The sequence below is a fragment of the Kitasatospora sp. NPDC059571 genome (genome assembly GCF_042735675.1).
In the GTDB taxonomy this organism is placed as follows: domain Bacteria; phylum Actinomycetota; class Actinomycetes; order Streptomycetales; family Streptomycetaceae; genus Kitasatospora.
Genome location: NZ_JBHWBW010000009.1, coordinates 23,864 through 27,334, shown reverse-complemented (window position 1 = coordinate 27,334; position 3,471 = coordinate 23,864). Strand labels below are relative to the sequence as shown.

The following is a 3,471-nucleotide window of genomic DNA, read 5'->3' as shown; positions in this document are numbered from 1 at the left end:
CCGCCGCCGCGGCGGTGGGGGTGACCCGTACAAACTCCCCCGCGCGTCTTGAGCCCCGGGACCATGTCCAACACCGGGGCGTCCAAAAATTCACCCCGCCTTTTCCGTGCGTTGGGGCAGGTTAACGGGCCGGTGGCCTGACCCCGGATCAGCGTCCGGGGTGACGGAGGGTCATTCCGCGGCGAGATGGTCGATCTGGGCGGCGTGGACGCCCGCCTGCGGGTGGCGGCGGCCGGGTTCGCGCCCGGGCGGCTGGATGCACCGCTCGGCCGGCGCCTCGGCGGTCGTGGTCGGCCGGCGGACGGGCGCACCCGACTCCACCGTCAGCTCCTCGCCGTCGTGCACGACGGTCAGGACCTTGCCCCGGCGCAGCGTGTACGTGGTGGCGGCATGGGTGATCTCCACCCGCAGCAGCATGTCGCGGATCTTCAGGGAGAACGCCAGGCGGCGCAGCCCGGAGGGCAGCCGCGGGCGGAACGACAGCTTGCCTTGCCGGTCCCGCAGCCCGCCGAACCCGGCGACCACCGCGATGCAGGCCCCGGCCAGCGAGGCCATGTGCAGGCCGTCGCGGGTGTTCCCGCCGAGGTCGTGCAGGTCCATCAGGGCGGCCTCGGCCGTGTAGTCGTACGCCAGGTCGAGCTGGCCGACCTCGGCGGCGATCACCGCCTGGGTGCACGCGGACAGCGAGGAGTCCCGGACGGTCAGCCGCTCGTAGTAGGCGAAGTTGCGCGCCTTCTGCTCGTCGGTGAAGGCGTCGCCGCGGACCTGCATGGCCAGCACCAGGTCGGCCTGCTTGACCACCTGCTTGCGGTACAGGTCGAAGTACGGGTAGTGCAGCAGCAGCGGGTAGTTGTCGGCCGGGGTGTTGTCGAAGTCCCAGAGCTGGTGGTCGGTGAAGCCGTCGGCCTGCGGGTGGACGCCGAGGTTCTCGTCGTAGGGGATGAACATCGCGGCGGCGGCGTCCCGCCAGGCGGCGGCCTCCTCGGTGTCGACGCCGAGCGTGGCGGCCTCCTGCGGGTGCCGGGTCGCGGCCTCCGCGGCGGCGAGCAGGTTCGCCTGCGCCATCAGGTTGGTGTACACGTTGTTGTCCGCGACGGCGCTGTACTCGTCGGGCCCGGTGACGCCCTCGATGCGGAACCGGCCGACCGCGTCGTGGTGGCCGAGCGAGCGCCACATCCGGGCGGTCTCCACGAGCAGTTCGAGGCCCCAGGTGCGTTCGAACTCCTCGTCCCCGGTGGCGTGGACGTAGCGGACCACGGCGGCGGCGATGTCCGCGCCGATGTGGAACGCCGCGGTGCCCGCCGGCCAGTAGCCCGAGCACTCCTCGCCGCGGATCGTCCGCCAGGGGAACACCGCTCCGGCGAGGCCGAGTTGGGCGGCCCGGTCGCGGGCCATCGGCAGCGTGGTGTGCCGCCAGCGCAGCGCCTGGTCGACCGCGGCCGGCAGGCAGTAGGTGAGCACCGGCAGCACGAAGGTCTCGGTGTCCCAGAAGCTGTGGCCGTCGTAGCCGGGCCCGGTCAGCCCCTTGGCCGGGATGGCCCGCTCCTCGCTGCGGGCGCCCGCCTGCAGGACGTGGAACAGGGCGAACCGGACGGCCTGCTGCAGCTCGACGTCGCCCTCCACCTCGACGTCGCTGCCCGCCCAGAAGTCGGACAGGAACTCCTTCTGCTCGGCCACCAGGCCGTCCCAGCCGGTGTACCGGGCCGCGGTCAGCGCGGCCTCCACCTGGTCGCGCACGGCCGGCAGCGAGCGGGTCGCCGACCAGCCGTACGCGATGAACTTCACCATCCGCAGCCGCTCGCCGGGGCGCAGCACGGTGGTGACGCTGATCCGGCACTGCTGCTCGGAGGACTCCGCGGTCGCCTCGAAGCGGTCCGGGCCCTCGATGAGGTGGTCCATGCCGGCGGCGACCCGCAGGGCGCTGTAGCGGGTGCGGTGCACCAGCACCGCCTTGGTGCCGGCCGCCTCGTGCGCCTCCGGGAGCAGCGGTGCCTCCAGCACGGCGGCGGCCCGCGGGTCGCGCTCGCCGTCCGGCAGCTGCTCGTTGGCGACCAGCTCGGACTGGAGCACGATCCGCACCGGCCCGTCGACCGCCTCGACGGTGTAGTCGACGGCGGCGATCGCCCGCTGGGTGAGCGAGACCAGCCGGGCGGAGGAGACCCGGACGGTGCGCCCGGCGGGCGAGGTCCACTCGGCCTCGCGCTTCAGCAGCCCGTCGCGGAAGTCCAGCGACCTCTGGTGGTTGCGCAGGTCGCCGTAGCGCAGGTCGAACGGCTCGTCGTCGACCAGCAGCCGGATGATCTTGCCGTTGGTGACGTTGATGACGCTCTGGCCCGACTCCGGGTAGCCGTAGCCGCTCTCCGCGTACGGCAGCGGACGCAGCTCGAAGACGCCGTTCAGGTAGGTGCCCGGCAGGCCGTGCGGCTCGCCCTCGTCGAGGTTGGCGCGCAGCCCGATGTGGCCGTTGGAGAGGGCGAAGACGGACTCGGCCCGGGCCAGGCCGGACAGGTCGAGGCCGTGCTCGACGACCCCCCACGGGTCGATGACGAACGCGTCGTCGGTGCTCACCGCCCCTCCCCGGGGATCAGCTCGGCGAGGTCGCGGACGACCAGGTCGGCACCGTGCGCGCGCAGTTCGTCGGCCTGCCCGGTGCGGTCCACGCCGACGACCGTGCCGAAGCCGCCGGCCCGGCCGGAGGCGACGCCCGCCAGTGCGTCCTCGAAGACTGCGGCGTGCTCCGGCGCGGTACCGAGCTCCCGCGCCGCGGCGAGGTAGGTGTCCGGGGCCGGTTTGCCGGCGAGGTGCTCGCGGTGCGCGACCACGCCGTCCACCACCACGTCGAACAGCCCGTCGATGCCGGCGGCGCGCAGCACGTCGTGGCAGTTGGCGCTGGAGGAGACCACGGCGCGCGGCAGGCCGAGGTCGCGCAGCCGGTGCAGGTAGGCGACCGATCCGGCGTAGGGCTGCACGCCGTCCTCGCGGATCATCCGCAGCACCGTTTCGTTCTTGGCGGTGCTCAGCCCGTGCACGGTGCGGGCGCCGGGCGGGTCCTGCTCGGTGCCCTCCGGCAGGGTGATGCCGCGCGAGGCGAGGAACCCGCGGGTGCCGTCGTCGCGGGGTCTGCCGTCGACGTACTCGTCGTAGTCGGCGACCGGATCGAACGGCACGAACGGGGTGCCGGTGCGGTCCGCCTCGGCGCGCAGGAAGGTGTCGAACATGTCCTTCCACGCGGCGGCGTGGACGGTGGCGGTCTGCGTCAGCACGCCGTCCAGGTCGAACAGAAAGGCTCGGATGGTGTCCGGAAGACCCAGCATGTCTGCAAGTCTCACCCGCATCGGCGGGGATATGCCGCCCATTCGCGGCGCGGCGTGTTGTCCGCACCGCACGGCGGGGGGGCCCCGCCGGGGGGGGGGGGGGGGGGGCGGCGGCGCGGGGGGGCCGCCCCCCCGCCCCGGGGGGCCCCCGGGCGGG

At 73.7% G+C, this 3,471-nt stretch carries 2 protein-coding genes; both read right to left on the bottom strand.

Going from position 1 to position 3,471, the window contains the following annotated elements; translation table 11 throughout:
• Positions 1-171 precede the first annotated feature (171 nt).
• Entirely contained in the window at positions 172-2,568 is a 2,397-nt protein-coding gene (locus tag ACFV0G_RS02820) for a glycoside hydrolase family 65 protein (protein ID WP_380540487.1), read from the bottom strand.
• Positions 2,565-3,314, bottom strand: a complete 750-nt coding sequence (locus tag ACFV0G_RS02815; RefSeq protein ID WP_380540484.1) for an HAD family hydrolase — start codon at positions 3,312-3,314, stop codon at positions 2,565-2,567. The genes ACFV0G_RS02820 and ACFV0G_RS02815 overlap by 4 nt, the downstream gene beginning before the upstream one ends.
• Positions 3,315-3,471: the final 157 nt, after the last annotated feature.

Bases quoted from the DNA above. Each gene is read 5' to 3' on its own strand.
- ACFV0G_RS02815 (WP_380540484.1), bottom strand. From the start codon at position 3,314: ATGCTGGGTCTTCCGGACACCATCCGAGCCTTTCTGTTCGACCTGGAC.